The following is a 24,089-nucleotide window of genomic DNA, read 5'->3' as shown; positions in this document are numbered from 1 at the left end:
TGGGGTGGCATCCAGCGTACCGACGGCCCCCGACGACACCGCGAACCTCGCCGACGTGCTGCCGAGTTGCCTGGTCGCACTCGGCGCGGCCGACGACGACTGGCTCCGGGCGCGCGGCCTGGAGGCCCGGATCCCCCTCCGCCCCGCCCGTTCCGCGGTCGTCGTGCTCGTCGACGGCCTCGGCGCGAACGCCCTCGCCGCACGGGCCGGCCACGCACGCTTCCTGACGGCCACGAAGAAGCGTCTGCGGAGCGGGTTCCCGACGACGACCGCCGCGGCCCTGACGACCCTGACCACGGGCCGCCCGCCCGGGACCCACGGCGTCGTCGGCTACAGCGGCTGGGACCCCGACCGGCAGCGCGTGATGAACCTGCTCAGCGGGTGGGACGACGAGGTCCCCGCCGGGTGGCTCCGTTCCGAGACGCTGTTCACCGTGGCGGACGGACTCGGCGTCGAGCCCGTCGTGGTCGCCCCGGGGCGCTACCGGTCCTCCGGGATGACCGCCAACGTGCTCGGCGGCGCGCGCTTCGTGTCGGCGGACACCGTCCCCGCCCGGGTCGACGCGGCGATCGAGGCCACCGCCTCCGGTCGGCAGCTCGTCTACCTCTACGTGCCCGAACTCGACTCGATCGGCCACAAGCACGGCTGGCAGTCCGACCGGTGGACGGCGGCGCTCGAGCTGGTCGACGCCGAGGTCTCCCGGCTGGCGGCTCGCGTCGGACCCGACGTGGGTGTCCTGGTGACGGCGGACCACGGCGTGCTCGACGTGCCGCCGGAGGCGAACGTGTCGCTCGACCCGGACCTGCTGACGGACGTCGTCGGCGTCGCCGGGGACCCGCGCTGCCGACAGCTGACGGTCGCCCCCGGGACGGACGTGCCGGACCTGGTCGAGGCCTTCCGGGCCTCCCTCGGCAAGCGCGCGATCGTGGCGAGCCGGGACGAGGCGGTGGCAGCCGGGTGGTTCGGTGTGGTCGCGTCCGAGGTGCTCCCGCGCATCGGCGACGTCCTGCTCGTCGCCCGTGGCTCGTGGGCCTTCAACGACGACCGCGACGTCCGCGCCGGGACCGAACCGGGGCGGATGGTCGGCCAGCACGGCGCCATGAGCGACGACGAGTTGCTCGTACCGCTCCGGCTCGCCGGGGCGTTCGCCCAGCGGTAGCACCCGAGCGGACCCGGGCACGGGCACGGGCACGGGACGACGGGAGGCCCGCCCCACCGAGGTGGGACGGGCCTCCCGTCGGACGGCGGGCCGGGGTCAGACGGTGTCGTCGTCCGGACGGGTGCCGAAGACGATCTCGTCCCAGCTCGGCATCGCGCGGCGGTTGCGCTTGCGCCGGTCCTGGCGCGCGTCGCCGTCGCTCGTGGCGGCGGGACGGGCCTCGGGCTGCGGGGCGGTGTCGGAGTCGTCCGCGCCGTGCAGGGGGATGTCGACCACGCCGACGGCCGGACCGCGCGGTGCGTCCTGCTGCTCGGGGAACGAGGCGGCTTCGCGCTCACCGCGGCGACGGCGGAGCGCCTCGAGCAGGTCGGCGGTCTCGTTGCCGGGCGCGCGTTCCTCGACGTAGGCGGTACCGATCCGGGGGAGCGGCGGGCGGAGCGGAGCGCGCTCGGCGGGTTCCGCGGCCGTGGTCTCGTCCGCGGCGGCTGGCTCCTCGACGTGGAAGGCCCCGGAGTCGAAGCGGGTGCCGTCCTCGTCCTGGCGCTCGTACTCGACGGCGCGGAGTCGGGGAGCGATGCCCTCGTCCTCGGTGTGGGACAGCCGGTGGGCGTCCCCGTTGTCCGGCACGAGCGTCGCGGTCTTCGGGTCGAAGCGCCACTGCGCGTCGTGCTCGACCTCGGCCGCGGTGTACCGGACCTGGACCTGCCAGCCGTTCTCCACGTGCTTCCAGCTGGACCACGCGATGTCCGTGGCGTCGCCTGCTTCCAGCCGGGCGGTGATGGCCGGGCCGAAGGTGTCCGGCGATGCGTCGTCGACCGGGGTGACGCCGACACGTCGGGCGGCGTCGAGGATGAACGCGCGCTCGGCGAGGACGGGGCCCTCGAAGCGCCGGACGTAGTCGACCTCGACCCCGAGCGCGGCGGCCACGTCCGCGGCGTCGGCGCCACTGCGGATGCGCGCCTGCACGTCCTTCGGGGACACGCGCTTCTGCGGACCGGACTCGGGGTTCGCCTGCCGGACCTGACCCGCGAGGGACGCCGTGACCGGCAGCCGGAACTCGGTCCCGCCGTCGGTCGCGAGGAGGAGCGACCCGGATTCGACTCCGATGACTCTCACGTCTTGCATGGTTCCGCCTTCCGCTGCCTGCGTACGGTCGTGCGTCGTACCCGAGGAGTATGCAGGCCGTCCGGGCAGTTTCCGGGGAGGCGCACGGCGTGCCGCGCGCAGGTCATCGACTCCGGGAATGGCGCAGACGTGCGCCGGGTTGCACGGCCAGAACGCACCGCCCCTCGCTCCGGTTTGCACTCGGACGGGCCGTGGTGCAAACTGTCGCCGCCGATTCCGGCGACGACCCTCTCGATACGAGAAATGGATGGGCATGGCCACCGATTACGACGCCCCTCGGAAGACCGACGACAACTCTGACTCGGAGTCGATCGAGGCCCTCAAGGAGCGCGTTCCCGACAAGATGTCGGGGGTCGTCGACGACGATTCCGACAACCCCGGCAGTTTCGAACTCGCCGGGCAGGACCTCAGCGACGTCGACCTCGACGTCGTGGTCCTCCCCCCGCAGGTCGACGAGTTCACGTGTGTGGAGTGCTTCCTCGTGAAGCACCGCTCGCAGCTCGACCACGAGACGAAGCTCGGCCCCGTGTGCATGGAGTGCGCCGCTCTGTAGGGCGACGAGCGCCGGCGCACGCTGCCGAGTGCAGGACGGCCCGCATCCAGTCGGATGCGGGCCGTCCTGCATGTCAGGAGGTCCTGCGCGTCGGCAGGTCCTGCGTCGGGCTGCTGGCGCCGCCCCGGCGAGGCGTCAGCGCCGGTCGCTGCCGGGGGTGGCGGCGGAGCCGGTGAGTGCGCGGGTGACGGCATCCGGGTGCCGCACGCTCACGAGCCAGTAGGGCGTGGGGTCGGCGTCGTCGCGGACCTCGACCTTCACCACGCCGTGCACGTAGCCGCGGAAGAGCGTCCACGCCCGCGCGTCGAGCTGCGGGCCGCGCTGGCTCGTGGCGGCTGCGCCCGTGAAGCCCTCGACGGCACCCACCGCGGTGCGGGGCAGGTGTGCCCGGCCCGCACGGAACTCGGTCTCGGTCACCTCGATGACGGGGGCCAGGACCCACAGCAGCACGAGCACGGCGAGTTCCATCCCGATCGCGACGACGACACCGGCCGTCACGCTGATGGGGAGGAACACGAGGAGGCTCGCGGGGACGACGAGCGCCGTCGCCAGGTACAGGGCGGGCGGCGCCCACAGTCGTTCGCGGTACACGGTCACCCCTCCATTCGACCATGCATCGCTGCGTGCTCCGAGCCAGGTCACGGATCGGTCACGGTCTGCACTACCCTCGACTCGTGACCGATGCAGTCGACGTGCTCTGGACCGGGGATGCCGCTCCCGTCTTCGCGAAACCCGGTGACGCCGGGGCCGACCTCGTCTCGGCCGAGGCGTTCGTCCTCGCGCCCGGACAGCGGCGCCTGGTGGGGACCGGTGTGGCGATCGCCCTCCCCGAGGGGCACGTCGGGTTCGTGGTGCCCCGGAGCGGGCTCGCGGCGAAGCACGGCATCACGATCGTCAACGCCCCCGGCACGATCGACTCCGGCTACCGCGGCGAGGTCAAGGTGGCGCTGCTCAACACGGACGCCACCGAGCCCTACGCCGTCCAGGTCGGAGACCGGATCGCGCAGCTCGTGGTCCTCCCCGTCCCGCGGGTGACGTTCACACGGGTCGCCGACCTGCCGGAGAGCGTCCGCGGCCAGGACGGCTTCGGCTCGTCGGGCTACCGTGACGACCAGGGCGGGCACCCGGGCGTCTACGGCGTGGGGGACGCCCGACGGGACGCGGGCACCGACGGACACGACGGCGCGGCGACGCCCGTCGACATGCACGAACAGGGTCGAGAAGGGACGCGGTCATGAGGATCGGACGACGCAAGCGCGACGAGGTCGAGGTCGCCGAGGCCGTGGTGGACGACGTCGAGGTGGCCGGGCCGACGCCCGAGATCGAACTCGCCGACGATGCCGACGCCGGGCTGGACGAGGTGCTCGCCACCGAGTCGACCGACAAGTCCGCCCCCGCCGACCGCAGCGAGAACGGCCCGCTCGACGAGACCGAGGCGAACCTCGTGCGACCCTACGTGGACCTCGGCGGCGTGAAGATCCTGCCGCGCGAGGGCCTGCACCTCCGGCTCGAGGTGGAGGAGGACTCGAAGCGCGTCGTCGCGGTCGGGCTCGACTTCGACGAGTCCACCCTGCAGGTGCAGCCGTTCGCCGCCCCGCGGACCACCGGTCTCTGGCACGAGATCCGCGCGCAGATCGCCGAGCAGATCGAGCAGCAGGGCGGTGTCGTGACCGAGGTCGACGGCCCCTTCGGCCCCGAGCTCCGCGCACAGGTCCCCGTCGTCGGCGGCGCCGGCGTCACGGACGGCGTCCGCGCGGCCCGGTTCGTCGGCGTCGACGGCCCGCGCTGGTTCCTCCGCGGGGTGATCGCCGGCAAGGCAGCCGACCGACCCGAGGACTCCGCGGACATCGAGGAGCTGTTCCGCAGCGTCGTCGTCGTGCGGGGCACGACGCCGATGCCGCCGCGCGACCTCATCCCGCTGCACATGCCGAAGTCGACGCAGTCGACCATCTGACCCGGCCGCCGGCCGAACGCTCGACCCAGCCTGGAGGCCCGGTGACGGACCACGACGACCGCCCACGTCCGGACGGGGTCGCGCCCGAGCGCGACCCGTACGCCGAGGAGCGGGCGGAGCCGCTCTCGCTCCAGGCCCAGCTCCGGGACGCCGTACGGAGCGCCGGCATCGGGCAGGTCGCCCCGGGAGAGGCGCCGTCGGGCAGGGCCCTGCTGACCGCGGTCGGCGGGGTGCGCGGGCTCGCCGAGTCGGTGCTGCCCGGCTTCGCGTTCCTCATCGTCTACGCGGTGACGAAGGAGGTCGTGCCGAGCGTCGTCGTCCCGGTCGCGATCGGGCTCGTCTTCGTGGTGCTCCGTCTGGTGCAGCGGCAGTCGATCATGATGTCCTTCGCGGGCATCTTCGGTGTCGCGATCTCGGCGGGCCTCGCGCTGCTGACCGGCCGGGCGGAGAGCAACTTCATCCCGGGCATCGTCATCAACGCGGTGTTCCTCGCGGTGATCCTCGTGACCCTGGCGATCCGGCGACCGCTCATCGGCCTGGTCGTCGGTCTCCTCGTCCCGGGCGACGAGGACGGGCACGACTGGCGGGACGACCCGGCGAAGCGTCGGGTGCTCACGGTCGCGACGTGGATGTGGGCCGGACTGTTCGCCTTCCGCCTCGCCTTCGAGATCCCGCTCTGGCTGACCGCGCAGGTCGAGTTGCTCGCGGGCATCAAGCTCATCGCCGGCGTGCCCTTGTACGCCGCGCTGCTCTGGGTGACGTGGCTGCTCGTCCGGACCGTCTTCGTCCGGGACGAACCGGCCGCGGTGTAGAGTTGTCTCGACGTCAAGACACTTCCGCCCGGGCACGACGGCGTCCTCGGGTTTAGGTTCACCTTGCTGGTGGGACGTCCCGCGGCCCGCGAGGATGAGGGCACACCGATCAACTCAGGAGGCGGCACAGTGGCTGCAGTCAACAGCTTCGGATCGAAGGACACGCTCTCGGTTGGGGGTGTCGACTACGCGATCCACCGGATCGACCGGGTGCCCGGGCACGAGAAGCTGCCCTACAGCCTGAAGGTGCTGCTCGAGAACCTGCTCCGCACCGAGGACGGCGCGAACGTCACCGAGGGCCAGATCCGCGCGCTGGGCTCCTGGCGCCCCGAGGCCGAACCGGACACCGAGATCCAGTTCTCCCCGGCCCGCGTGGTCATGCAGGACTTCACCGGCGTCCCGTGCATCGTCGACCTCGCCACCATGCGCGAGGCGATGGCCGAGATCGGCGGCGACCCGAACAAGATCAACCCGCTCTCGCCGGCCGAGATGGTCATCGACCACTCCGTCATCGCGGACCTGTTCGGCAGCACCGACGCCCTCCAGCGCAACACCGACCTGGAGTACGAGCGCAACGGGGAGCGCTACCAGTTCCTCCGCTGGGGTCAGACGGCGTTCGAGGACTTCAAGGTCGTCCCGCCGGGCACCGGCATCGTCCACCAGGTGAACATCGAGTACCTGGCGAAGGTCACCTACACGCGCGACTTCGACGGCGAGACCTACGCCTACCCGGACACCCTCGTCGGCACCGACTCGCACACCACGATGGTCAACGGCCTCGGCGTGCTCGGCTGGGGCGTCGGCGGCATCGAGGCCGAGGCGGCGATGCTCGGCCAGCCCGTGTCGATGCTCATCCCGAAGGTCGTCGGCTTCAAGCTGTCCGGCGAGATCCCCGCCGGTGTGACCGCGACGGACGTGGTGCTCACGATCACCGAGCAGCTCCGGAAGCACGGCGTGGTCGGCAAGTTCGTCGAGTTCTACGGCGAGGGCGTCGGTGCGGTCCCGCTCGCGAACCGCGCGACCATCGGCAACATGAGCCCCGAGTTCGGTTCCACGGCGGCGATCTTCCCGGTCGACGACGTCACGCTCGACTACCTGCGCCTGACCGGTCGTGACGAGGCGCAGATCGCCCTCGTCGAGGCGTACTCGAAGACGCAGGGCCTCTGGCACGACCCCTCGGTCGAGCCCGTCTACTCCGAGTACATGGAGCTGGACCTCTCCACGGTCGTCCCGTCGATCTCCGGGCCGAAGCGCCCGCAGGACCGGATCGTCCTCACCGAGGCGAAGGACCAGTTCGAGGTCGACCTCGCCAACTACGCGAGCATCGACCACACCGAAGAGGACAAGGCCGTCGCGGACACGTTCCCGGCGTCCGACCCGGTCGCCGCGGCCCCGGGTGACGAGCACGCCGTCGACGACCTGCAGGACGCCCCGGCGTCCGAGGTGCCGGTGCACGCCTCCAGCGCTCCCGGCTCGGTCTCGAAGCCGACGTCCGTCGCGATCGCCGATGGCGACCCGTTCACGATCGACCACGGCGCCGTCGCCATCGCCGCGATCACGTCCTGCACGAACACGTCGAACCCGTCGGTGATGATGGCCGCGGGCATCCTCGCGCGCAACGCATCTCGGAAGGGCCTCAAGGCCAAGCCGTGGGTCAAGACGACCCTCGCGCCCGGCTCCAAGGTCGTCACCGACTACTACGAGAAGGCCGGCCTCACGACCTACCTCGAGGACCTCGGCTTCTACACGGTCGGCTACGGCTGCACCACCTGCATCGGCAACTCGGGCCCGCTTCCCGAGGAGATCTCGCAGGCCGTGCAGGACAACGACCTGGCCGTCACCGCCGTGCTCTCCGGCAACCGCAACTTCGAGGGGCGCATCAACCCCGACGTGAAGATGAACTACCTGGCTTCCCCGCCGCTGGTCATCGCGTACGCCCTCGCCGGGTCGATGCACTTCGACTTCGACACCGACGCGCTCGGTACCGACACCGAGGGCAACGACGTCTTCCTCAAGGACATCTGGCCCGACACGGCCGAGGTCCAGCAGGTCATCGACGCGTCGATCGACACCGACATGTTCACGCACGAGTACGGCTCCGTGTTCGAGGGCGACGACCGGTGGAAGAACCTGCCGACCCCGACGGGCGACACCTTCGAGTGGGACAGCGAGTCGACCTACGTGCGGAAGCCCCCGTACTTCGACGGCATGACGATGCAGCCGGACCCGGTCTCCGACATCTCGGGCGCCCGCGTGCTCGCGAAGCTCGGCGACTCCGTCACGACCGACCACATCTCGCCGGCCGGCTCCATCAAGGCCGACAGCCCGGCGGGGCGGTACCTCGCCGAGCACGACGTCGACCGCAAGGACTTCAACTCCTACGGCTCGCGTCGCGGCAACCACGAGGTGATGATCCGCGGCACCTTCGCGAACATCCGCCTCCGCAACCAGCTCCTCGACGGCGTGGAGGGCGGCTACACCCGCGACTTCACCACGCCCGACGGCGCGCAGTCGTTCATCTACGACGCGTCCGAGCACTACCAGGCGCAGGGCATCCCGCTCGTCGTCCTCGGTGGCAAGGAGTACGGCTCCGGGTCGTCCCGCGACTGGGCGGCGAAGGGGACGAGCCTCCTCGGCGTCAAGGCGGTCATCACCGAGAGCTTCGAGCGCATCCACCGCTCGAACCTCATCGGCATGGGCGTCGTCCCGCTGCAGTTCCCCGCTGGTGAGTCGATCGAGTCCCTCGGGCTCGACGGCACCGAGGTCATCTCGATCTCGGGGCTCACCGCGCTGAACGAGGGCACCACGCCGAAGACGGTGCACGTCACCGCCGAGCCGAGCGAGCACTCGCCCGCCGGCAAGCAGACGGTCGAGTTCGACGCGGTCGTCCGCATCGACACCCCGGGCGAGGCCGACTACTACCGCAACGGCGGCATCCTGCAGTACGTCCTCCGGTCGCTCGTCTGACATCCCGACGCGGTCGTCGACGCGAGCACGACACCTCCGGGAGGCCCGTCACCAGCTGGTGGCGGGCCGCCCGTCTGCTGTCGGGTCACGCGCATAGAGTGGGCCGACACCGCACGAAAGGATCGCCCGTGAGCCTGCTCGCCAGCATCACGTCGCCGCGCGACCTGAAGCGTCTCTCCGACGCGCAGATGACCGGCCTCGCAGCGGAGATCCGCAGCTTCCTGGTCGCCGAGGTCGCGAAGACCGGCGGGCACCTCGGGCCGAACCTCGGCGTCGTCGAGCTCACGCTCGCGATGCACCGCGTGTTCGACTCGCCGCACGACCCGATCGTGTTCGACACCGGGCACCAGTCCTACGTGCACAAGCTCGTCACCGGACGGCAGGACTTCTCGCACCTCCGCGAGCGTGGCGGGATCGCCGGGTACCCGCAGCGGAGCGAGTCGGAGCACGACATCGTGGAGTCCTCGCATGCGTCGTCGTCGCTGTCCTGGGCGGACGGGATCTCCCGCGCGTTCCAGCAGACGGGGCAGAGCGACCGCACGGTCGTCGCCGTCGTCGGCGACGGTGCCCTCACCGGCGGGATGACCTGGGAGGCGCTCAACAACATCTCCGACCAGAACGACCGTCGACTGGTCATCGTCGTCAACGACAACGGCCGGTCCTACGCGCCGACGATCGGCGGCATGGCCCGCTTCCTCAGCTCGGTGCGGACCCGTCGTGAGTACCGCACGCTGTACGAGAAGAGCCGTGCGGCGGCCGACCTCTTCGGGGCGCCCGGCCGAGCGGTGTACCGGGGACTCCGGGGTGGCCTGCACGGGTTCCTGTCCCGGTTCACGAACAACGAGGCGTTGTACTCGAACCTCGACATCAAGTACGTCGGCCCCGTCGACGGGCACGACCAGCAGGCGATGGAGGCGGCGCTCCGGCAGGCGAAGGGCTACGGGTCCCCGGTCATCGTGCACGCCATCACGGAGAAGGGCCACGGCTTCGCGCCGGCGCTCCGCGACCAGGCGGACCAGTTCCACGCCGTCGGGCACATCGACCCCGAGACCGGGGAGTCGCTCGACGTGTCGTCGGGTCCGTCGTGGACCTCGGTCTTCGCGACCACCCTCGCCGAGGTCGGGCACGAGGACCCCCGCATCGTCGCGATCACGGCCGCGATGCTCCGGCCGACCGGCCTGCACCTCTTCGAGCAGGCGCACCCCGACCGTGTCTACGACGTCGGCATCGCCGAGCAGCACGCCGTGACGACCGCTGCAGGGCTCGCCTACGGCGGTCTGCACCCCGTCGTCGCCCTCTACGCGACGTTCCTCAACCGCGCGTTCGACCAGGTGCTCATGGACGTCGCCCTGCACCGGGCCGGCGTCACGTTCGTGCTCGACCGCGCGGGCATCACCGGCCCCGACGGTCCGTCGCACCACGGCATGTGGGACCTCGCGCTCCTGCAGGTCGTGCCCGGCATCCGGATCGCCGCCCCGCGCGACGCTGCGACCCTCCGCGAGGAGTTCCGGGAGGCCGTGGCCGTCGACGACGCCCCGACCGTGCTCCGGTGGTCGAAGGGCCAGGTCGGACCGGACATCCCCGCGGTCGAACGGCTGGCGGACGGGGTGGACGTGCTCCGGAGGCCCGCCGACGACCAGGAACCGGACGTCCTCGTCGTGGCCGTCGGGTCGATGGTGCCGACCGCGATCGAGGCGGCGGCGCTCCTCGAGGCGCAGGGCATCGGCGTGACCGTCGTCGACCCGCGTTGGGTCGTCCCGATCCCGGTGTCGCTCATCGACCTGTCCCGCGACCACCGACTCGTCATCACCATCGAGGACGGCGTCCGGGTCGGCGGTGTGGGCACCCGGCTGCGGCAGGACCTCCGCGCTGCCGGGGTCGACACCGGTGTGAACGAGCTCGGACTCCCGGACGAGTTCATCGACCACGCCAGCCGGACCCAGATCCTCGCTGACGCCGGGCTGACGGCGCAGGCCATCGCCCGCGACGTCATCGACCAGGTCGTCGGCACGAAGGTGCCCCAGGCGAAGCCGGCCCGCTCGCGGGAGTCCGCCGAGCGCTGAACGCCGGGCGCTGCCCGGGCGGACCCCGCCGACCCGCGCCCGCAGCCGCAGCCGTGGCGCACTTCGGCCGCGCACAACAGGAACCGCCTCGAACCACGGACGTCCGTGGTTCGAGGCGGTTCCTGTTGTGCGGGTCCGGCTGGCGCCGGGCTAGCGGCTCGCGGGGCCGACGATCCGCGGCTCGTGGAACGTGCCGCCGAAGACGCGCTCCGAGGCTCCGCTGCGGTCGAGGTACGGGCTGATGCCGCCGGCCTGGAACGGGTAGCCCGCGCCGAGGATGAGCCCGAGGTCGATCTCCTCGACGTGCTCGACCACGTGGTCCTCGAGCATGCGGTGCACCTCGTCGGCCAGGGCGTCCTCGAACCGGCGCTGCATCTCGGCAGCGTCGACCGGCTTCGCGTCCTTCTTCGACGGCGCGACGAGCTTCACGGCGGCGGGGTCGTACCCGGTCGCGTTGCCCTTCTTGTCGCGGGTCAGGATCGTGCCGTGCTCGGCGATCCGCTTCAGTCCGTCGCCCGGGTAGAAGCGCTCCGGCCACGCAGCGTGGTGCGAGTCGAGCACGTGCGCGCCCACGGGCAGGCCGACGAGCTCGAGCAGCTCGAACGGCGACATCGGCAGGCCCAGGGGAGCGGCCCCCTCGGCGACGGTCTCGAAGGAGGTGCCCTCCTCGACGCCGCGCATGGCCTCGCCGAGCACCCGGGCGAGCACCCGGTTGACGACGAAGCCCGGCTGGTCGGCGGTGACGATCGCCGTCTTCTTCAGGGCCTTCGCGACCGCGAGCGCGGTGGCGAGTGCCTCGTCGGAGGTCTTCGCCGCCCGCACCACCTCGAGCAGCGGCATCACCGCGACCGGGTTGAAGAAGTGGAAGCCGACCAGACGCTCGGGGTTCGTCAGGACCGAGGCCATCTCGTCGACGGACAGCGACGACGTGTTCGTCGCGAGGATCGCGTCCGGCGCGATGACCTGCTCGATCTTGCGGAACACCTCCTGCTTGACGCTCATCTCCTCGAAGACCGCCTCGATGACCCAATCGGCGTCGGCGAACGCGTCGTAGGACACCGACCCGGAGACGAGCCCGGTGATGCGGTTCGCGTCGTCGGGGGAGATGCGGCCCTTCTCGAGGAGCTTCGCGACCTCACCGGCGATCCGCGCCACGCCCGCGTCGACCCGCTCCTGCGACACGTCGGTGATGACGACGGGCACACCGAGACGGCGGGCGAAGAGCAGGGCGAACTGCGACGCCATGAGCCCGGCACCGAGGACGCCGACCTTCGTGGTCTTCTTCGCGTCGACGCCCTCGGGGGCACCGACGGGACGCTTGGCCCGCTTCTGCACGAGGTCGAACGCGTACATCGACGCGGCGAACTGGTCGCCGGCCAGGAGGTCGGCGAGGGCGTCGTCCTCGCCCGCGAACCGCTCGTCGAGCGATCCCGACTTCGCCGCTGCGACGAGGTCGAGCGCACGGAACGGGGACTTCGGGACCGTGCCGATCTTCGACGCGACCTGGCTGCGTGCGACCTTGACGACCGTGCCCCAGGCTGCCTTCTCGAGCATCCCGGGTTCGTTCTTCCGCGTGACCTTGGTCCGGCCCGCCACGACGCCGTCGGCCCAGGCGACCGCGGACGGCAGGAACGTCACCGACGGGATGAGCGCGTCGCCGATGCCGAGCTCGACCGCGGCCTTGCCGTCCATCAGGCGGTTGTTCTTCAGCGGGTTCTCCACGATGACCCGGAGGGCCTTCTCGGGACCGATGAGCCGGGGGAGCAGCGTCGCGCCGCCCCAGCCGGGGATGATGCCGAGGAACACCTCGGGCAGCCCGATGCCCTGCGCGGCGGACGAGAACACGCGGTACGTGCAGTGCAGCGCGACCTCGAGCCCGCCGCCGAGCGCGATGCCGTTGACGAACGCGAACGACGGGACCCCGAGCTCGCTGAACTTGCGGAGGGTGGCGTGCCCGAGGACGCCGAGCTCGTGCGCGACCTCGCGCGAGGGCAGTGCGGCAGCCTGCGAGAGGTCGGCGCCCGCGGCGAAGCAGTACTCCTTGCCGGTGACGGCGACGGCCTGGATGTCGCCCGCCGCCGCCGAAGCGCGGAGCCCGTCGAGCACGTCGGACAGCTCACGCATCGTGCGCGGCCCGAGCGTCGAGGGTCGCTTGTAGTCCTTGCCGTTGTCGAGCGTGATGAGCGCGAGGGTGCCGCCGGAGGGCAGCGCGACGTGCTTGACGTACGAGTGGGTGACGACCTCGTCCTCGCTCAGGGCCGTCAACTGGTCGGTCGGTGCGATGGTCATGGTCAGGCCGCCTTCCGTGCCGCGCTCTTGCTGAAGTTCGGGTTCTCCCAGATGACCGTGCCGCCCTGGCCGAGCCCGATGCACATCGTCGTGATGCCGTACTTGACGTCCGGGCGCTCGGCGAACTGCGCTGCGAGCTGGGTCATCAGGCGGACGCCACTCGACGCGAGGGGGTGCCCGACGGCGATGGCGCCGCCCCAGGCGTTCACGTTCGGGGAGTCCTGTGGGATGCCGTAGTTGTCGAGGAACGCGAGCACCTGCACGGCGAACGCCTCGTTGATCTCGAACAGACCGATGTCGTCGATCGACAGCCCGGCCTTCCGCAGCGCCTTGTCGGTCGCGGGCACTGGACCGACGCCCATGACCTCGGGCTCGACGCCGGCGAAGGCGAAGGACACCATGCGCATCTTGGTCGGCAGGCCGTGCTGCTTCGCGCCGTCCTCGGACGCGAGCAGGCTCATCGTCGCGCCGTCGTTCAGGCCCGCGGCGTTGCCGGCGGTGACCCGTCCATGCGGGCGGAACGGCGTCTTCAACGCAGCCAGGGCCTCCAGGGTGGTGCCCGGACGGGGCGGCTCGTCCTTCGAGACGATGTCCCAGCCCTGGCCGGTGTTCACCTCGACGGGGACGACGTCGGGCTGCAGCTTGCCGGCGCCCCAGGCGGCGGCGTAGCGCTGCTGGGACTGCACGGCGAAGGCGTCGGTGCGGTCCTTCGTGATCGCGGGGAAGCGGTCGTGCAGGCGCTCGGCGGTGTTGCCCATCACGAGCGCGTCCGGGGCGACCATGCGCTCCGCGACGAAGCGGGGGTTGGGGTCGGCGTTGAAGCCCATCGGGTGGCGGCCCATGTGCTCGACGCCGCCCGCGATGGCGACGTCGGCGGCGCCGAACGCGATCGCGCCGGCCAGGGTCGTGACGCTCGTCATCGCGCCGGCGCACATCCGGTCGATGGCGTAGCCGGGGACGGACTTCGGCAGACCGGCCAGCATGCCGACGGTGCGCCCGAGGGTCAGACCCTGGTCGCCCTGCTGGGTCGTCGCGGCGACCGCGACGTCGTCCACGGCGGCACCGTCCAGCGAGCTGTTCCGGTCGAGCAGGCCGCGCATCGCGTGCACCGCCAGGTCGTCGGCACGGGTGCGCCAGAAGACGCCCTTCTCACCGGCGCGGCCGAACGGTGTGCGGACACCGTCCACGAACACGACGTCTGATGTCTTCGGCAATGCGAGCCTCCAGATCCACAACGATCGGGCCGGGGGTCCTGTCGCCCCGACCTGGCCGGGCCTCGCCCGGCGACGCTCCGACGCTAGTACCCCCGGCTGAGCGGCGGCACGTCGGTTGGGCGGTTCCTACGAGCCGGTCGTCCCGGTGGCGGCGTCGGGCTGTCCGTCTGCGACAAGAGCGGCGTCACCCTGCTGAGCGGCGTCGAGCGCCGCGTCGTCCGGCTCGCCGTCCGGCCGGGAAACCGTGGTCGCGGTGACCACTGCCGCCGGGTCCGCGACGGACCGGTCCGCTGCCACCTCGAACGCGTGTGCGATGACCGACGCGGTCTCCTCGACCTGCCACGGCCGGGCGTCGTGCGACGCGAGCGTGGCACCGACGGTCTCCGTCGCGACGGTCGCCGGCGGGTTCCACGACACGAGACGGAGCGTCTCCGGGGTGAGCAGGTTCTCGACGGGCAGGTCGAGCTCGGCGGCCCGGGCCGTGACGGCGGCCCGCGCGGCGCGGTACCGACGGTCCGCGTCCGGGTTGCGGTCGGCCCAGGCGCGGGGCGGCGGGAGGCTCGGCTCACCCCCGCCACGCAGGCGCGGCAGGTCCTCGGTGGTCCGGCCTTCCTCGACCGCGGCCCACCAACGGTCGAGCTCCGACCGGCTGGCGCGGCCCGTGAAGGTCTTCAGTGCGCCGAGTTCCGCCCGCGAGGACGGAGCGGCGGCGGCAGCGGCGACGATGGCGGAGTCCGGGATGGTCCGGCCCGGCGCGATGTCGGTCTCCTGCGCGTAGGCGTCGCGTGCCTGCCACAGCGACCGTGCGATCGCGAGGGCACGGGCACCGCGGAGCACGTTCATCCCGGAGAGACGCCGCCACGGCTCGGCACGCGGGGGCTTCGGGGCACGGGCGAGGACGGCGGCGAACTCCTCCTCCGCGATCCGGGTCTTGCCGGCCGCCTCCAGCACCTCGGCGAGGGAGTCGCGCAGGTCCGGGAGCAGTTCGACGTCGAGGGCGGCGTAGACGAGCCAAGCCTGCGGGAGCGGACGGGTCGACCAGTCCGCGGCGGAGTGGGCCTTCGCGAGCGTGATGCCGAGGAGCTGCTCGACGACCGCGCCGAGTCCGACACGCGGGAAGCCGGCGATCCGGGCACCGAGCTCGGTGTCGAAGATGCGGGTCGGGACGAGGCCGACCTCGCGGAGGCACGGCAGGTCCTGCGACGCGGCGTGGAACACCCACTCCTCGTCGACGATCGCGGCCTGCAGGTCGCTGAAGTCACCGATCGCGATGGGGTCGAACAGGAACGAGCCGGAGCCGCGGCGGAACACCTGGATCAGGTAGGCCCGCTGCGAGTAGCGGTAGCCGCTGGCACGCTCGGCGTCGACGGCGACCGGACCGGTGCCGGCGGCGATGCGCGCCACGGCGTCGAGGTACTCCTCGCGGCGCTCGATCACGTGGACGGTGGCGTGCGCGTCTTCGTAGGCGGGGTCGGCATCAGTCACGGGCGAGCCTCCGAGGGGCCAGGAGCGAGACGCCGTCCGAGGCCGGGGGGAGTCCGGCGAGCATCGCCACGATCTCCTCCCAGGCCTGCACGTGCGGCGTCAGGTCGTCGTCGAGGGGCGTCCACGACGCCCGGAGTTCCAGTTGAGCACCGTCGCCCTGGGTCGCGAGCTCGCCGTACCCGCGGGAGATGATCTTCGTCGCCGTGCCGGAGGCGTTGGCGTACCGGGCGCCGTGCGCGTCGAGGGCGTCGACGAGCCAGCTCCACGTCACGTCGGCCACGAACTCGTCGACGCCGATCTCCGGCTCGAGCGGGGCCTGCGCGAAGGTGACGATGCGGTACGCACCGCCCCACCCCTCCGGCTCGTCCGGGTCGTGCAGGGCGATGAAGCGTCCGGTGCCGAGGTCGGAGTCGACGCCGTGCACGACCCCGGACACGTCCGCCGCGAGGGCGATCGAGTACGGCGCGATGCGGCTCGGCGAGGGGATCTCGGTGACCGTGGTCTCGGTGCGGGTCCTGCCCGTCGACACGAACGCACGGAGACGCGCGAACGCCTCCGGTTCGGCGTCGGGGACTCGGGGTTCAGGCACGGATGCAGACTAGGCTCCGGATCGAGCACCGGTGCGGGCGGCACGCCGTCCGTCGCGCAGTCGTGCTGCCCGCAGTCGTCCTCTGCCTGGAGGCCCGCATGCTCCGCCGCCCCGCAGCCGTCCGTCCCACACGTCGGTCGCGGCCGGGCCTCGCTGGACGCACGGCGCGCTCGGCCGGCGTCGTCGCGCTCGGCACCGGTGTGGCCGCCGCCGCCGCCGGCGTGGCGGTCATCGCCGGCTCCGTCGTGGCCGTCGCCCGCGCCGTCGTCACCCCGGACCGCAAGCGCACCGAGCGGGTCCCGATCACCGCGGTCGACCCGGAGGCCCGGACCGTCACCCTGCGCCGCAGTCCCGACACGGAGCTGCAGGGCCGGTACAGCCTGTGGTTCGGCGCCGCCACCGGGCACATGCGGGTCGGCGAGGTCCTGGCCGTGACCGACACCACCGTCACCCGGCGGATCATCGCCGTGGACGCCGGCGACCCGACCGCAGCACGCCGCGGACGCTGGGGCGGCTGGTTCTACCTGACTCCGGGGGAGCTCGGCGTCCCCGTCGAGGACGTCGACGTGCTCACCCCGAACGGTCCCGCGCCCGCCTGGGTCGTCCGCGCCGAGGACCCGGCCGCGCCCTGGGCGGTCCTCGTCCACGGTCGCGGCGTCACCCGTGCCGAGACGATCCGCGCCGTCCCGGTGTTCCGCGCGGCCGGGTACTCGGTGCTGCTGGTGTCGTGGCGCAACGACGGCGTCGCGCCCCCGAGTGCGGACGGGCGCTACGGTCTCGGCTCGACCGAGTGGGAGGACGTCGACGCCGCGCTCGACTGGGTCGCGCAGCAGGGCGCCACGAGCGTCGTCCTCATGGGCTGGTCGATGGGCGGCGCCGTGGTCCTGCAGACCCTGGTCCGCTCCGGGCTCGCAGGACTGGTCACCGGCGTCGTCCTGGACTCGGCGGTCGTCGACTGGAACGCCGTCCTCAAGTCGCAGAGCCGCGCGCTCCGGCTGCCCCGGCCGGTCCGCAAGGTGGCGCAGTGGGTCCTCCGCACCGCGGTCGTGCACCGGATCGCCGGGCTCGAGCGGCCGATCGACCTGCGGGAACTCGACATGGTCGCCCGCGCCGACGAACTCCACGTCCCGATCCTGCTGCTGCACAGCGACGACGACGGCTTCGTCCCCTCGTCGGCGGCACGCGCCCTCGCCGCTGCACGACCGGACCTGGTGCAGCTCGAGGTCGCGCACGTCGCCCGGCACACGAAGCTCTGGAACCACGATGCCGACTGGTTCGACGCGCGGATCCTGGCGTGGCTCACCGACGTGGTCGAGCCGCGGCCGGCGGCGGACGTGCGGTGACCAGGGTCGGACGGGAGGCGCGGGACCAGCGGTGACGCGCCTCCCGTCCGACGGGTGGTCACCACCCCACCCGGGGTGGCCGCCCGCGCCCGCTTCAGCGCGCGGGGAAGAGGTCGACGGAGCGCGGGGTGGAGCGGTAGCGGAGATGCTCGAAGTCCGGGTGCCAGTCGACGAGGCCGACCACGGCGCGGACGGCGATGTCGATGAAGTACGGCGAGACGAGCACGCGGCGGGGGACCGTCGTCGCCTCGATCTCGGTCGCGGGTCGGGAGCGGGACCCGTCGAAGTCCGTGACGTGCACGCCGTCGACGTCGGTGCCCCAGGTGTACGCGGGCAACAGACGGTCGGTGTCCGGGGCGACGGTGCCGACGACCTCCCACATGCCCGGCTGGAACCGTGCCGGCAGGGTGAGCCCGGCCACCACCGGCTGCGTGGCGAGCACGACGAGCGGGTCGGCCGGGCGGGGGAGGTCCTCGGGGCGCTGGAAGACCGCGACGTACACGGCATCGTGCAGCGTCGCGAGGACGTGCCCGAGCAGCACCCTGCCGCCACCGTCCGGGATGAGGAAGACGTCACCGGTCTCGGCCGTGAAGGGCTCGCGGCTGAGCGGGACCAGCTCGTCGGCGGAGGCATCGGCGCGTCCGGACGCGCGGTCTGCTGCTGCTTCCGTGGCCGGCGGACGTGACGCCGTCACACCGGAGCGTCGGAGTCGTTCGACCTGTTCGTCGAGGTCACGGCCGGGTCTGCCGCGGCCGACGATCTCGATGGTGAAGACCTTCTCCGGGTCAGCCCTGGTCTCGGCCAGGAGTTGCGCGAAGAGCTGCTGATCGCCGTCAGCATGGTGGAACTCGGAGCCCGATGGCTGGTCCCTCTTGCGCTTGCCGAACACGTCGTCCGTTCCCCTCGTCCGATGGCGCCCTCATCGTGGCACGGCTGGTCAGTCGGAGGTCGCTGGTGGTCCGAAGACCGCCAGGCCACCACCGGGCAGGGCGACGATCATCCGGCGCTCCGGTCCGCCGCCGTCGTACTGCCACGACTCGTACGAGTCGTCGGGCCAGGCCTCGAGGACCGTTCCGGATGCGAAGTGGAGCCGGAGGTCGGGGCCGTCGAGTGTCGCGTCCGTGACCGTGTCGCCGTGCAGGGCCAGGACGGGTGCGAGCGACGTCGGGTCCGTCGGGTCCACGATCCGGCGTTCCCCGTCCGGACCGGTGATCGCGAACTCGGCCTCGAACTGCATCGTCGTGCCGTTCGAGAACCCCAGGCTCGTCTCGAAGGTGAATCTGAGGACGTCCACCCGGGCGTCGGTGAACTCGAGTCGGTGGTCTTCGGTCACGGTGTCTCCTTCCTCGGCCGGTCGGGCGATCTGGTGATCGCCGATCGGTCGTACGCCGTGGCGGAGAGGAAGACCCGGTCAGCAGCACGGAGGAGGACGGTGACGATCTCCGACCCGGACTCGACCTGGCACACGAGGACGAGTGCGTCCCCGAGCGGCCCGAGTGGTTCGACCAGTGGCAGCAGGTTGGGTTCGTCCTGTGCGTAGCTGCGCCGGACGACCTCGGTGAAGGAGCGTGCCGGCACGTCGTAGGTGAGGACCTCGGCATCGTCGGCGACAGCGGACAACACCTCGTGCACCCGGCCCGGGACGAGCGGGTCGGACGCCGGTAGGCGTCGGCGCAGGTCGTCGACCGACAGGTCGTCCGTCATGACGCCGTTCCTCCCGGCAGTGTTCGAGCGACGACCTCGCCGCCGGTCAGGACGTCGATGTCCAGGCGCGCTCGTCCTGGTTCCGACCAGTGCCACGAGGGCCGGTCGCGGTGGGACCACCCCTCCAGCAACGCACCCGATGCGAAGCGGACGGCGATGCGGGCGCCGGTGACGGTACCGCGTTCCACCACCGTCGTGTGCAGGGCGAGGAGCGGCAGGAGCGAGGGTGGGTCGCCGGGCTCCATGAAGGTGTGCGTGCCGTCCGTCTCGGTGAGCGAGAAGGCGGTCTCGAACCGGAGGGTCGCCCCGCTCGAGAAGCGGACGGTGACGGCGGTGTCGATCGTGACGGCGTCGACCGTGTCGCCAGCGAGGTGCAACTGGATGGGAACCGACGTGGTGTTCGTCACGGTGTCCTCTCGCCGTCGCCGGCGTCTCGCCCTGCGGGGAAGACGAGCTGATCGAGACGCGGCAGTTCGGTCGGCATCGCGTCGGTGCACCACGGGAGCTCGACCATCTGCATCCTGCCGTCGTGCACCCAGATGAGCAACTCGCCCCCGGCTGCCTCGGCGTCGGTCTGGTACCTGGCGGCTTGCGGCAGTGGTCCGTCGGGGAGGTCGACGCGGGGCGCGTCGTCGCGTTCGAGCGCGAGCGACCACGCGCGCGGCCCGGACGGCGTGACGTCGACCACTGCGTCGAGCTGGGTGAGGAGCGCCGGCGCCTCGTCGATCCGAGCGTTCTGGAGGCACGCCCGGACGAGTGCGCGGATCTGCTGACCGTCCCGTGCCTCCTGTGCGCGGCGCTGCTCGTCCGCGATCTCCTCGTCGCGGCTCCCGATGCCGGACGCGGGAACGCCGGGTCCGAGGAACAGGTCGAACTCCCAGGAGGTCCCGATCACCGAACGATCCAGGGTGACAGTGACCGTCGTGCTGTCGAAGAAGTCGATGCGGACCATGGCCTGCGACGCGTCATCGGCGGTGCTGTCGATCGGAGAGCCGAAGAACTCGCCATCGATCATCTGGTGGTTGTACCGGACGAAGCGCCGCATGTCGTCGTCGGTGATCCACAGTCCGGCGCCGCTGCTGTCGCGAACCTTCTGCTCCCACTCGAGGACGTTGATGTCCGAGTCCGGCAGCACCACCATGTTCAGGTCGGTGACGAGCCAGCGCAGCGGAGGGATGGTCATCCCGTTGACGATGTTGCGGAACGTCAGAACGCCGATCGGTTGCGAGCCGATCAGACAGTGGTAGGTGACGAATTCCGTCTCCGACCGCCGGGTGGCCGGGCGGCCTGATCTCCTGCGGAACGACATGATCTTCACTCACTCACTCGCACGGATCGCTCCTTACCGCCTCGTAGAGCGGTTCGCGAGTCTGCGGGAGCTTGTCAGACAACTCAATCACTTCGTCGAGGAGCGCGGGCGAGCGTTCATCTCGTGGGCGTGCGCGTCGGCCTCGGTCTTGTAGATCTCGCCCCATGCGATGCTCGGAGGCATGGCATGGACAGGCAGATCGACGTCAGGGAGACAGATCTGCACGAAGTGCGGGAAGGCGGGGAAGGTCCAGGGGTCTTCGTCTTCGAAGCGACTCCAGAGCAACAGCTCTCCGATGCCGGGTGGGTGGCCGAGTTCCTGTCCGTTCAGCGGCGGATCGCAGCTGACCATCAGTGCATGGTGACCGTTCGGGAGCTCGATCGGTCGTTCCACTTCGCACCGGAAGACAGACGAGAACCACTTGCTGTCCATGGACGAGAAGAAGACTTCTTGCATGTCACAACTCCGGGTTGATGCCGCTGACGCGATCGAGCTGGATCGCGCATGCTCCGTCCACCACATCAATGACGATGACGGCTTTGTCGAGCTGACCCACATCTGCTTCCTCGAAGCCGATGAACTCGCCCTGGATGAACTGCACCGTCGCTGCGACGAGACGAGTGAACGTGGCGTGGTCGAGCACCGGATCCGGAAGACCCGGCGTGCCGGACACTTGTTCGAGTTCACGAATCTCCAATCCGGAACCAGGGAGGACGTTGACGTCTGAGATCGACTCATTGCCGAGCAAGGTTCTCAGCAGGCATCAGTTCAAGACCCCGTGTCCAGGAGGGGCGGCGACCACAGACGTGAGTCAACGCAGCAGCACATTCCCCTACCTTCGCGGCCACGCTGGTCGCGCGAATCTGAACGGAACCCTCGATCAGGTGCTCGGCCCTTCGGGTGGCACATCGCCGCGGAGGAGAACAAAGCCATGCGTCTCGAAATGTTCGGGAAGCTCAGCCAGTTCCTCTGGCCACGCTTGCAAGAGACGTTTGATGTCCTCGACGATCCACATGGGAACAGTGAGGTTGCGCTCCGCGATGATCCCTGCTGCGATGCTCAGACCGAGAGGGGCTTCGTCGCATTCAACGAGATCGCGCGCATCTTCCAGCGCCTGAATTCCGAGCCGATCCTCGAGTTCGCTGATGATGCGGAGTGCCTGATTTCGGTAATTGCCAAGGTCGTTCATTGTGAGTTCTTCGATGTGTTGGTAAGGAATCCGGAAATGATCTCATCGTTTCTGATGACTACTCGAATCGCGACGCCGACTCGCATGCCATTCGCGATGAAGGTCGTCCCGGCCTCACCCTGCGGCACCCACTCGAGATCTGGGTCAGTCGCGACGTCAGAGATGTCGTGGATGATCCTGCCATCGCTCCAAGACGCAGGGAATTCCGACTTGCACGGGAACCCGGTGCCGTGCCGATGCCGGCCGCTGCCAGGGCTGCCGAGATCGAGGCGTCTAGCAGTGTGGCGGGTCCGGTGCCACCGCCCGCGGCCTCGAACTGCGCTGCGACGGTGACCGCCCAGACGGCGTCCTGCCCGTTCGCGGTCATCCAGTCGTTCACGGCGGTCACGAGCGACTGCGCGCTGAGCGTGCCCCAGCACGGGTTGCAGCCGGACTCGTAGTCGGTCAGCGCGTTGCGGAAGGTCGAGACTGCACCAGCGAGTGACTCGTCGCACGACCGGATACCGGACTGGAACGACCGGAGGTCCGCGGGCACCGCTGACGACGTGCCGCCGCCTCCGCCACCCCCACCGGCCGGGATGGTCCGGCCGCGCACCGTCACGGTATCGGCCTGGCGGTGCGGCTCGGGCTCCGGTTCTGGTGGCTTCGGGTCGTCGTCGGCGCCGAACCACGTCCCGACCTCGTGGGTGGCAGCGACGAAGAGGTTGTCCTCGCGCTCCTTCTTACGCGCCGCCCACGCCTTCGCTTTCGCCTTCGCCCGGCGATCGTCCTCCTGCTTCGCGGCCTCGCGCAGCTGCTCGACGAAGCCGGACAGGCTCTGCAGAGCGTGCCATGCGGACCGGTCGTTCCACCGGGACGTCCTGCGTGCGGATGGCGGGGGACCACGGACGGGAGGCGCGGCACCAGCTGGCACCGCGCCTCCCGTCTTCCAGAAGCCGCTAGGCGGCGGCCGCCCGCACCTGCCGCTGCACCCGACCGAGCATGCCGACCATGCCGCGGATCCGCAGCGGGCTGACCGCCTCGTTCAGCCCGAGCGTCAGCGGGTAGTCCGCCGGCACGGCGAGCACCTGCTCGACGGTCAGGCCGGAGAGCCCCTGCGCCAGGATCGACGCGAAGCCGCGCGTGGTCGGTGCTTCACGCGGAGCCGTGGCGTGCATGCGGACGACGTCCGGGCCGTCGCCGTCCTCGCCCACAGTGACGGTGATGAAGACCGGCGACTGGCACTCCTCGACTCGTTCGAGTTCGTCCTCGTGGCCCTGCAGGCGGGGCGGGAGCGCCGGCAGTTCGTCGGAGAACTCGAGCAGGAGCTGCAGGCGGTCGTTCTGCGTCAGCGCGAGGAAGTCGTCGCGGATCTCGGCGAGGGGCTGGGGGAGCGCTGCGTCCGTCATCGAGCAGGCAGCGTACCCGGCTCGGAGCCCACCACGATCGGGACGCGGACGGCGCTGCCCCACTCGGTCCAGGAGCCGTCGTAGTTCTTCACGTCCTCGATGCCGAGCAGGTGCTGCAGGACGAACCACGTGTGGCTCGACCGCTCGCCGATCCGGCAGTACGCGATGACCTCGTCCGCGTCGCCGATGCCGGCGCCCTCGCGGTACACGGCGTCGAGCTCCTCGCGCGACTTGAACGTGCCGTCGGCAGCGGCGGCGGACTTCCAGGGGATGTTGACGGCGGTCGGGATGTGCCCGGCGCGCAGCGCACCCTCCTCCGGGTAGTCCGGCGCGGTCGTGCGGTCGCCCGAGTACTCCGGGGCGCTGCGGACGTCCACGAGCGGCTTGCCCAGGTGTGCGAGGACGTCCTCCTTGAACGCGCGGACGGTGGCGTCGTCGCGCTCGACCGCGGGGTACTCCACCGCGTCGACCGACGTCCGGTCGGTGGTCATCGCCCGACCCTCGGCGATCCACTTCGCCCGGCCGCCGTCGAGCAGGCGGACGTCCTCGTGCCCGAAGAGCGTGAACACCCAGAGTGCGTACGCGGCCCACCAGTTGTCCTTGTCGCCGTGGATGACGACGGTGGTGTCGCGGCCGATGCCCTTGCCGCCGACGAGCCGGGCGAAGGCCTCGCCGTCGATGTAGTCGCGCTGCACCGGGTCGTTGAGGTCGGTGTGCCAGTCGATCTTCACCGAGCCCGGGATGTGCCCGGTCTCGTAGAGCAGGACGTCCTCGTCGGACTCGACCACGACGAGTTCGGGCGACCCCACGCCGGCGTCGAGTTGCTCCTGCAGCCACTCGGTGGACACCAGGCGCTCGGGGTGCGCGTAGGAGCGGAACTTCTCGGACGGGTCGACCGGTGCGGTCATCGGGGGTACCTCCTGGGGATCGATGGCGCGCGGACTAG

Annotated in this window: 25 protein-coding genes; 8 read left to right on the top strand and 17 right to left on the bottom strand. The window is 71.0% G+C overall.

Annotated features, from left to right (window positions below; translation table 11 throughout):
- Positions 1–4 precede the first annotated feature (4 nt).
- Positions 5–1,159, top strand: coding sequence for an alkaline phosphatase family protein (locus DEJ16_RS12155; RefSeq protein ID WP_258365957.1), 1,155 nt, complete (start codon positions 5–7; stop codon positions 1,157–1,159).
- A 96-nt stretch (positions 1,160–1,255) separates the two neighbouring features.
- On the opposite strand, the gene sepH is transcribed toward DEJ16_RS12155, so the two are convergent.
- The gene (gene sepH / locus DEJ16_RS12150; protein ID WP_181419580.1) at positions 1,256–2,275 is read right to left on the bottom strand and encodes a septation protein SepH; all 1,020 of its coding nucleotides are present in this window, start codon (positions 2,273–2,275) and stop codon (positions 1,256–1,258) included.
- A 262-nt stretch (positions 2,276–2,537) separates the two neighbouring features.
- Between sepH and DEJ16_RS12145 the strand changes: the two genes are divergently transcribed.
- Entirely contained in the window at positions 2,538–2,837 is a 300-nt protein-coding gene (locus tag DEJ16_RS12145; RefSeq protein WP_110825450.1) for a DUF4193 domain-containing protein, read from the top strand.
- Positions 2,838–2,972: 135 nt separating this feature from the next.
- Here DEJ16_RS12145 and DEJ16_RS12140 read toward each other — a convergent pair whose 3' ends face one another.
- A complete protein-coding gene (locus DEJ16_RS12140; RefSeq protein ID WP_110825451.1) occupies positions 2,973–3,434 on the bottom strand; it encodes a DUF3093 domain-containing protein in 462 nt (153 codons plus the stop codon).
- A 77-nt stretch (positions 3,435–3,511) separates the two neighbouring features.
- On the opposite strand from DEJ16_RS12140, the gene dut reads away from it, so the two are divergent.
- The 5 genes from dut (at position 3,512) to dxs (ending at position 10,633) form a co-directional block, all read left to right on the top strand.
- Positions 3,512–4,075 carry a dUTP diphosphatase gene (gene dut, locus DEJ16_RS12135; protein ID WP_375232128.1) on the top strand — a complete coding sequence of 188 codons (564 nt, stop codon included), beginning with the start codon at positions 3,512–3,514 and terminating at the stop codon, positions 4,073–4,075.
- Positions 4,072–4,791 carry a DUF3710 domain-containing protein gene (locus DEJ16_RS12130; protein WP_110825453.1) on the top strand — a complete coding sequence of 240 codons (720 nt, stop codon included), beginning with the start codon at positions 4,072–4,074 and terminating at the stop codon, positions 4,789–4,791. Before dut ends, DEJ16_RS12130 begins: the two co-directional genes overlap by 4 nt.
- 41 nt (positions 4,792–4,832) lie before the next feature.
- Positions 4,833–5,603, top strand: a complete 771-nt coding sequence (locus tag DEJ16_RS12125) for a DUF3159 domain-containing protein (RefSeq protein ID WP_110825454.1) — start codon at positions 4,833–4,835, stop codon at positions 5,601–5,603.
- Between the two features lie 129 nt (positions 5,604–5,732).
- Positions 5,733–8,570 carry an aconitate hydratase gene (locus DEJ16_RS12120; protein ID WP_110825455.1) on the top strand — a complete coding sequence of 946 codons (2,838 nt, stop codon included), beginning with the start codon at positions 5,733–5,735 and terminating at the stop codon, positions 8,568–8,570.
- Positions 8,571–8,698: 128 nt separating this feature from the next.
- Positions 8,699–10,633 (top strand): 1-deoxy-D-xylulose-5-phosphate synthase, encoded by a 1,935-nt coding sequence (dxs, locus tag DEJ16_RS12115; RefSeq protein WP_110825456.1) that lies wholly within the window; start codon positions 8,699–8,701, stop codon positions 10,631–10,633.
- A 150-nt stretch (positions 10,634–10,783) separates the two neighbouring features.
- On the opposite strand, the gene DEJ16_RS12110 is transcribed toward dxs, so the two are convergent.
- From DEJ16_RS12110 to DEJ16_RS12095, 4 genes are all read right to left on the bottom strand, one after another.
- Positions 10,784–12,922, bottom strand: coding sequence for a 3-hydroxyacyl-CoA dehydrogenase NAD-binding domain-containing protein (locus DEJ16_RS12110; RefSeq protein ID WP_110825457.1), 2,139 nt, complete (start codon positions 12,920–12,922; stop codon positions 10,784–10,786).
- 2 nt (positions 12,923–12,924) lie between these two features.
- The gene (locus tag DEJ16_RS12105) at positions 12,925–14,136 is read right to left on the bottom strand and encodes a thiolase family protein (RefSeq protein ID WP_110825458.1); all 1,212 of its coding nucleotides are present in this window, start codon (positions 14,134–14,136) and stop codon (positions 12,925–12,927) included.
- A gap of 126 nt (positions 14,137–14,262) precedes the next feature.
- Positions 14,263–15,621 carry an HRDC domain-containing protein gene (locus DEJ16_RS12100; RefSeq protein WP_110825459.1) on the bottom strand — a complete coding sequence of 453 codons (1,359 nt, stop codon included), beginning with the start codon at positions 15,619–15,621 and terminating at the stop codon, positions 14,263–14,265.
- Entirely contained in the window at positions 15,614–16,210 is a 597-nt protein-coding gene (locus tag DEJ16_RS12095) for a DUF3000 domain-containing protein (RefSeq protein ID WP_110825460.1), read from the bottom strand. The genes DEJ16_RS12100 and DEJ16_RS12095 overlap by 8 nt, the downstream gene beginning before the upstream one ends.
- A 98-nt stretch (positions 16,211–16,308) precedes the next feature.
- Between DEJ16_RS12095 and DEJ16_RS12090 the strand changes: the two genes are divergently transcribed.
- On the top strand, positions 16,309–17,553 hold the full coding sequence (locus DEJ16_RS12090; protein WP_181419579.1) for a S9 family peptidase: 1,245 nt from the start codon (positions 16,309–16,311) through the stop codon (positions 17,551–17,553).
- 94 nt (positions 17,554–17,647) lie between these two features.
- Here the strand turns inward: DEJ16_RS12090 and DEJ16_RS12085 are convergent, their stop codons facing one another.
- From DEJ16_RS12085 to DEJ16_RS12035, 11 genes are all read right to left on the bottom strand, one after another.
- A complete protein-coding gene (locus DEJ16_RS12085) occupies positions 17,648–18,442 on the bottom strand; it encodes a hypothetical protein (protein ID WP_110825462.1) in 795 nt (264 codons plus the stop codon).
- 48 nt (positions 18,443–18,490) lie between these two features.
- Positions 18,491–18,886, bottom strand: coding sequence for a DUF6188 family protein (locus DEJ16_RS12080; protein WP_110825463.1), 396 nt, complete (start codon positions 18,884–18,886; stop codon positions 18,491–18,493).
- Positions 18,883–19,257 (bottom strand): hypothetical protein, encoded by a 375-nt coding sequence (locus tag DEJ16_RS12075; protein WP_110825464.1) that lies wholly within the window; start codon positions 19,255–19,257, stop codon positions 18,883–18,885. The genes DEJ16_RS12080 and DEJ16_RS12075 overlap by 4 nt, the downstream gene beginning before the upstream one ends.
- A complete protein-coding gene (locus tag DEJ16_RS12070) occupies positions 19,254–19,664 on the bottom strand; it encodes a DUF6188 family protein (RefSeq protein WP_110825465.1) in 411 nt (136 codons plus the stop codon). Before DEJ16_RS12070 ends, DEJ16_RS12075 begins: the two co-directional genes overlap by 4 nt.
- Complete coding sequence (locus tag DEJ16_RS12065) at positions 19,661–20,440, bottom strand: hypothetical protein (protein ID WP_146232875.1); 780 nt, start codon at positions 20,438–20,440, stop codon at positions 19,661–19,663. The genes DEJ16_RS12070 and DEJ16_RS12065 overlap by 4 nt, the downstream gene beginning before the upstream one ends.
- Positions 20,441–20,653: 213 nt before the next feature.
- Positions 20,654–21,022, bottom strand: coding sequence for a hypothetical protein (locus DEJ16_RS12060; RefSeq protein ID WP_110825467.1), 369 nt, complete (start codon positions 21,020–21,022; stop codon positions 20,654–20,656).
- 1 nt (position 21,023) lies between these two features.
- Positions 21,024–21,314, bottom strand: coding sequence for a hypothetical protein (locus tag DEJ16_RS15560; RefSeq protein WP_146232874.1), 291 nt, complete (start codon positions 21,312–21,314; stop codon positions 21,024–21,026).
- A gap of 132 nt (positions 21,315–21,446) precedes the next feature.
- Entirely contained in the window at positions 21,447–21,755 is a 309-nt protein-coding gene (locus DEJ16_RS12050) for a hypothetical protein (RefSeq protein ID WP_110825469.1), read from the bottom strand.
- Positions 21,752–22,096: an EndoU domain-containing protein gene (locus tag DEJ16_RS16125; RefSeq protein WP_375342249.1), complete on the bottom strand. Its 345-nt coding sequence runs from the start codon at positions 22,094–22,096 to the stop codon at positions 21,752–21,754. Before DEJ16_RS16125 ends, DEJ16_RS12050 begins: the two co-directional genes overlap by 4 nt.
- 597 nt (positions 22,097–22,693) lie before the next feature.
- A complete protein-coding gene (locus tag DEJ16_RS12040; protein ID WP_110825471.1) occupies positions 22,694–23,143 on the bottom strand; it encodes a SufE family protein in 450 nt (149 codons plus the stop codon).
- Positions 23,140–24,051: a sulfurtransferase gene (locus DEJ16_RS12035; protein WP_110825472.1), complete on the bottom strand. Its 912-nt coding sequence runs from the start codon at positions 24,049–24,051 to the stop codon at positions 23,140–23,142. Before DEJ16_RS12035 ends, DEJ16_RS12040 begins: the two co-directional genes overlap by 4 nt.
- Positions 24,052–24,089 lie beyond the last annotated feature (38 nt).

It is taken from the genome of Curtobacterium sp. MCJR17_055 (assembly GCF_003224335.1).
Classification (GTDB): domain Bacteria; phylum Actinomycetota; class Actinomycetes; order Actinomycetales; family Microbacteriaceae; genus Curtobacterium.
This window is presented reverse-complemented; position numbering and strand designations above follow the sequence as displayed.

Excerpts from the sequence above, each read along its gene's own strand:
- DEJ16_RS12145 (WP_110825450.1), top strand. The coding sequence starts at position 2,538 with ATGGCCACCGATTACGACGCCCCTCGGAAGACCGACGACAACTCTGAC.
- DEJ16_RS12130 (WP_110825453.1), top strand. The coding sequence starts at position 4,072 with ATGAGGATCGGACGACGCAAGCGCGACGAGGTCGAGGTCGCCGAGGCC.
- DEJ16_RS12110 (WP_110825457.1), bottom strand. The coding sequence starts at position 12,922 with ATGACCATCGCACCGACCGACCAGTTGACGGCCCTGAGCGAGGACGAG.
- DEJ16_RS12090 (WP_181419579.1), top strand. The coding sequence starts at position 16,309 with ATGCTCCGCCGCCCCGCAGCCGTCCGTCCCACACGTCGGTCGCGGCCG.
- DEJ16_RS12075 (WP_110825464.1), bottom strand. The coding sequence starts at position 19,257 with ATGACGGACGACCTGTCGGTCGACGACCTGCGCCGACGCCTACCGGCG.
- DEJ16_RS12065 (WP_146232875.1), bottom strand. The coding sequence starts at position 20,440 with ATGACCATCCCTCCGCTGCGCTGGCTCGTCACCGACCTGAACATGGTG.
- DEJ16_RS12060 (WP_110825467.1), bottom strand. The coding sequence starts at position 21,022 with ATGCAAGAAGTCTTCTTCTCGTCCATGGACAGCAAGTGGTTCTCGTCT.
- DEJ16_RS12050 (WP_110825469.1), bottom strand. The coding sequence starts at position 21,755 with ATGAACGACCTTGGCAATTACCGAAATCAGGCACTCCGCATCATCAGC.
- DEJ16_RS12040 (WP_110825471.1), bottom strand. The coding sequence starts at position 23,143 with ATGACGGACGCAGCGCTCCCCCAGCCCCTCGCCGAGATCCGCGACGAC.
- DEJ16_RS12035 (WP_110825472.1), bottom strand. The coding sequence starts at position 24,051 with ATGACCGCACCGGTCGACCCGTCCGAGAAGTTCCGCTCCTACGCGCAC.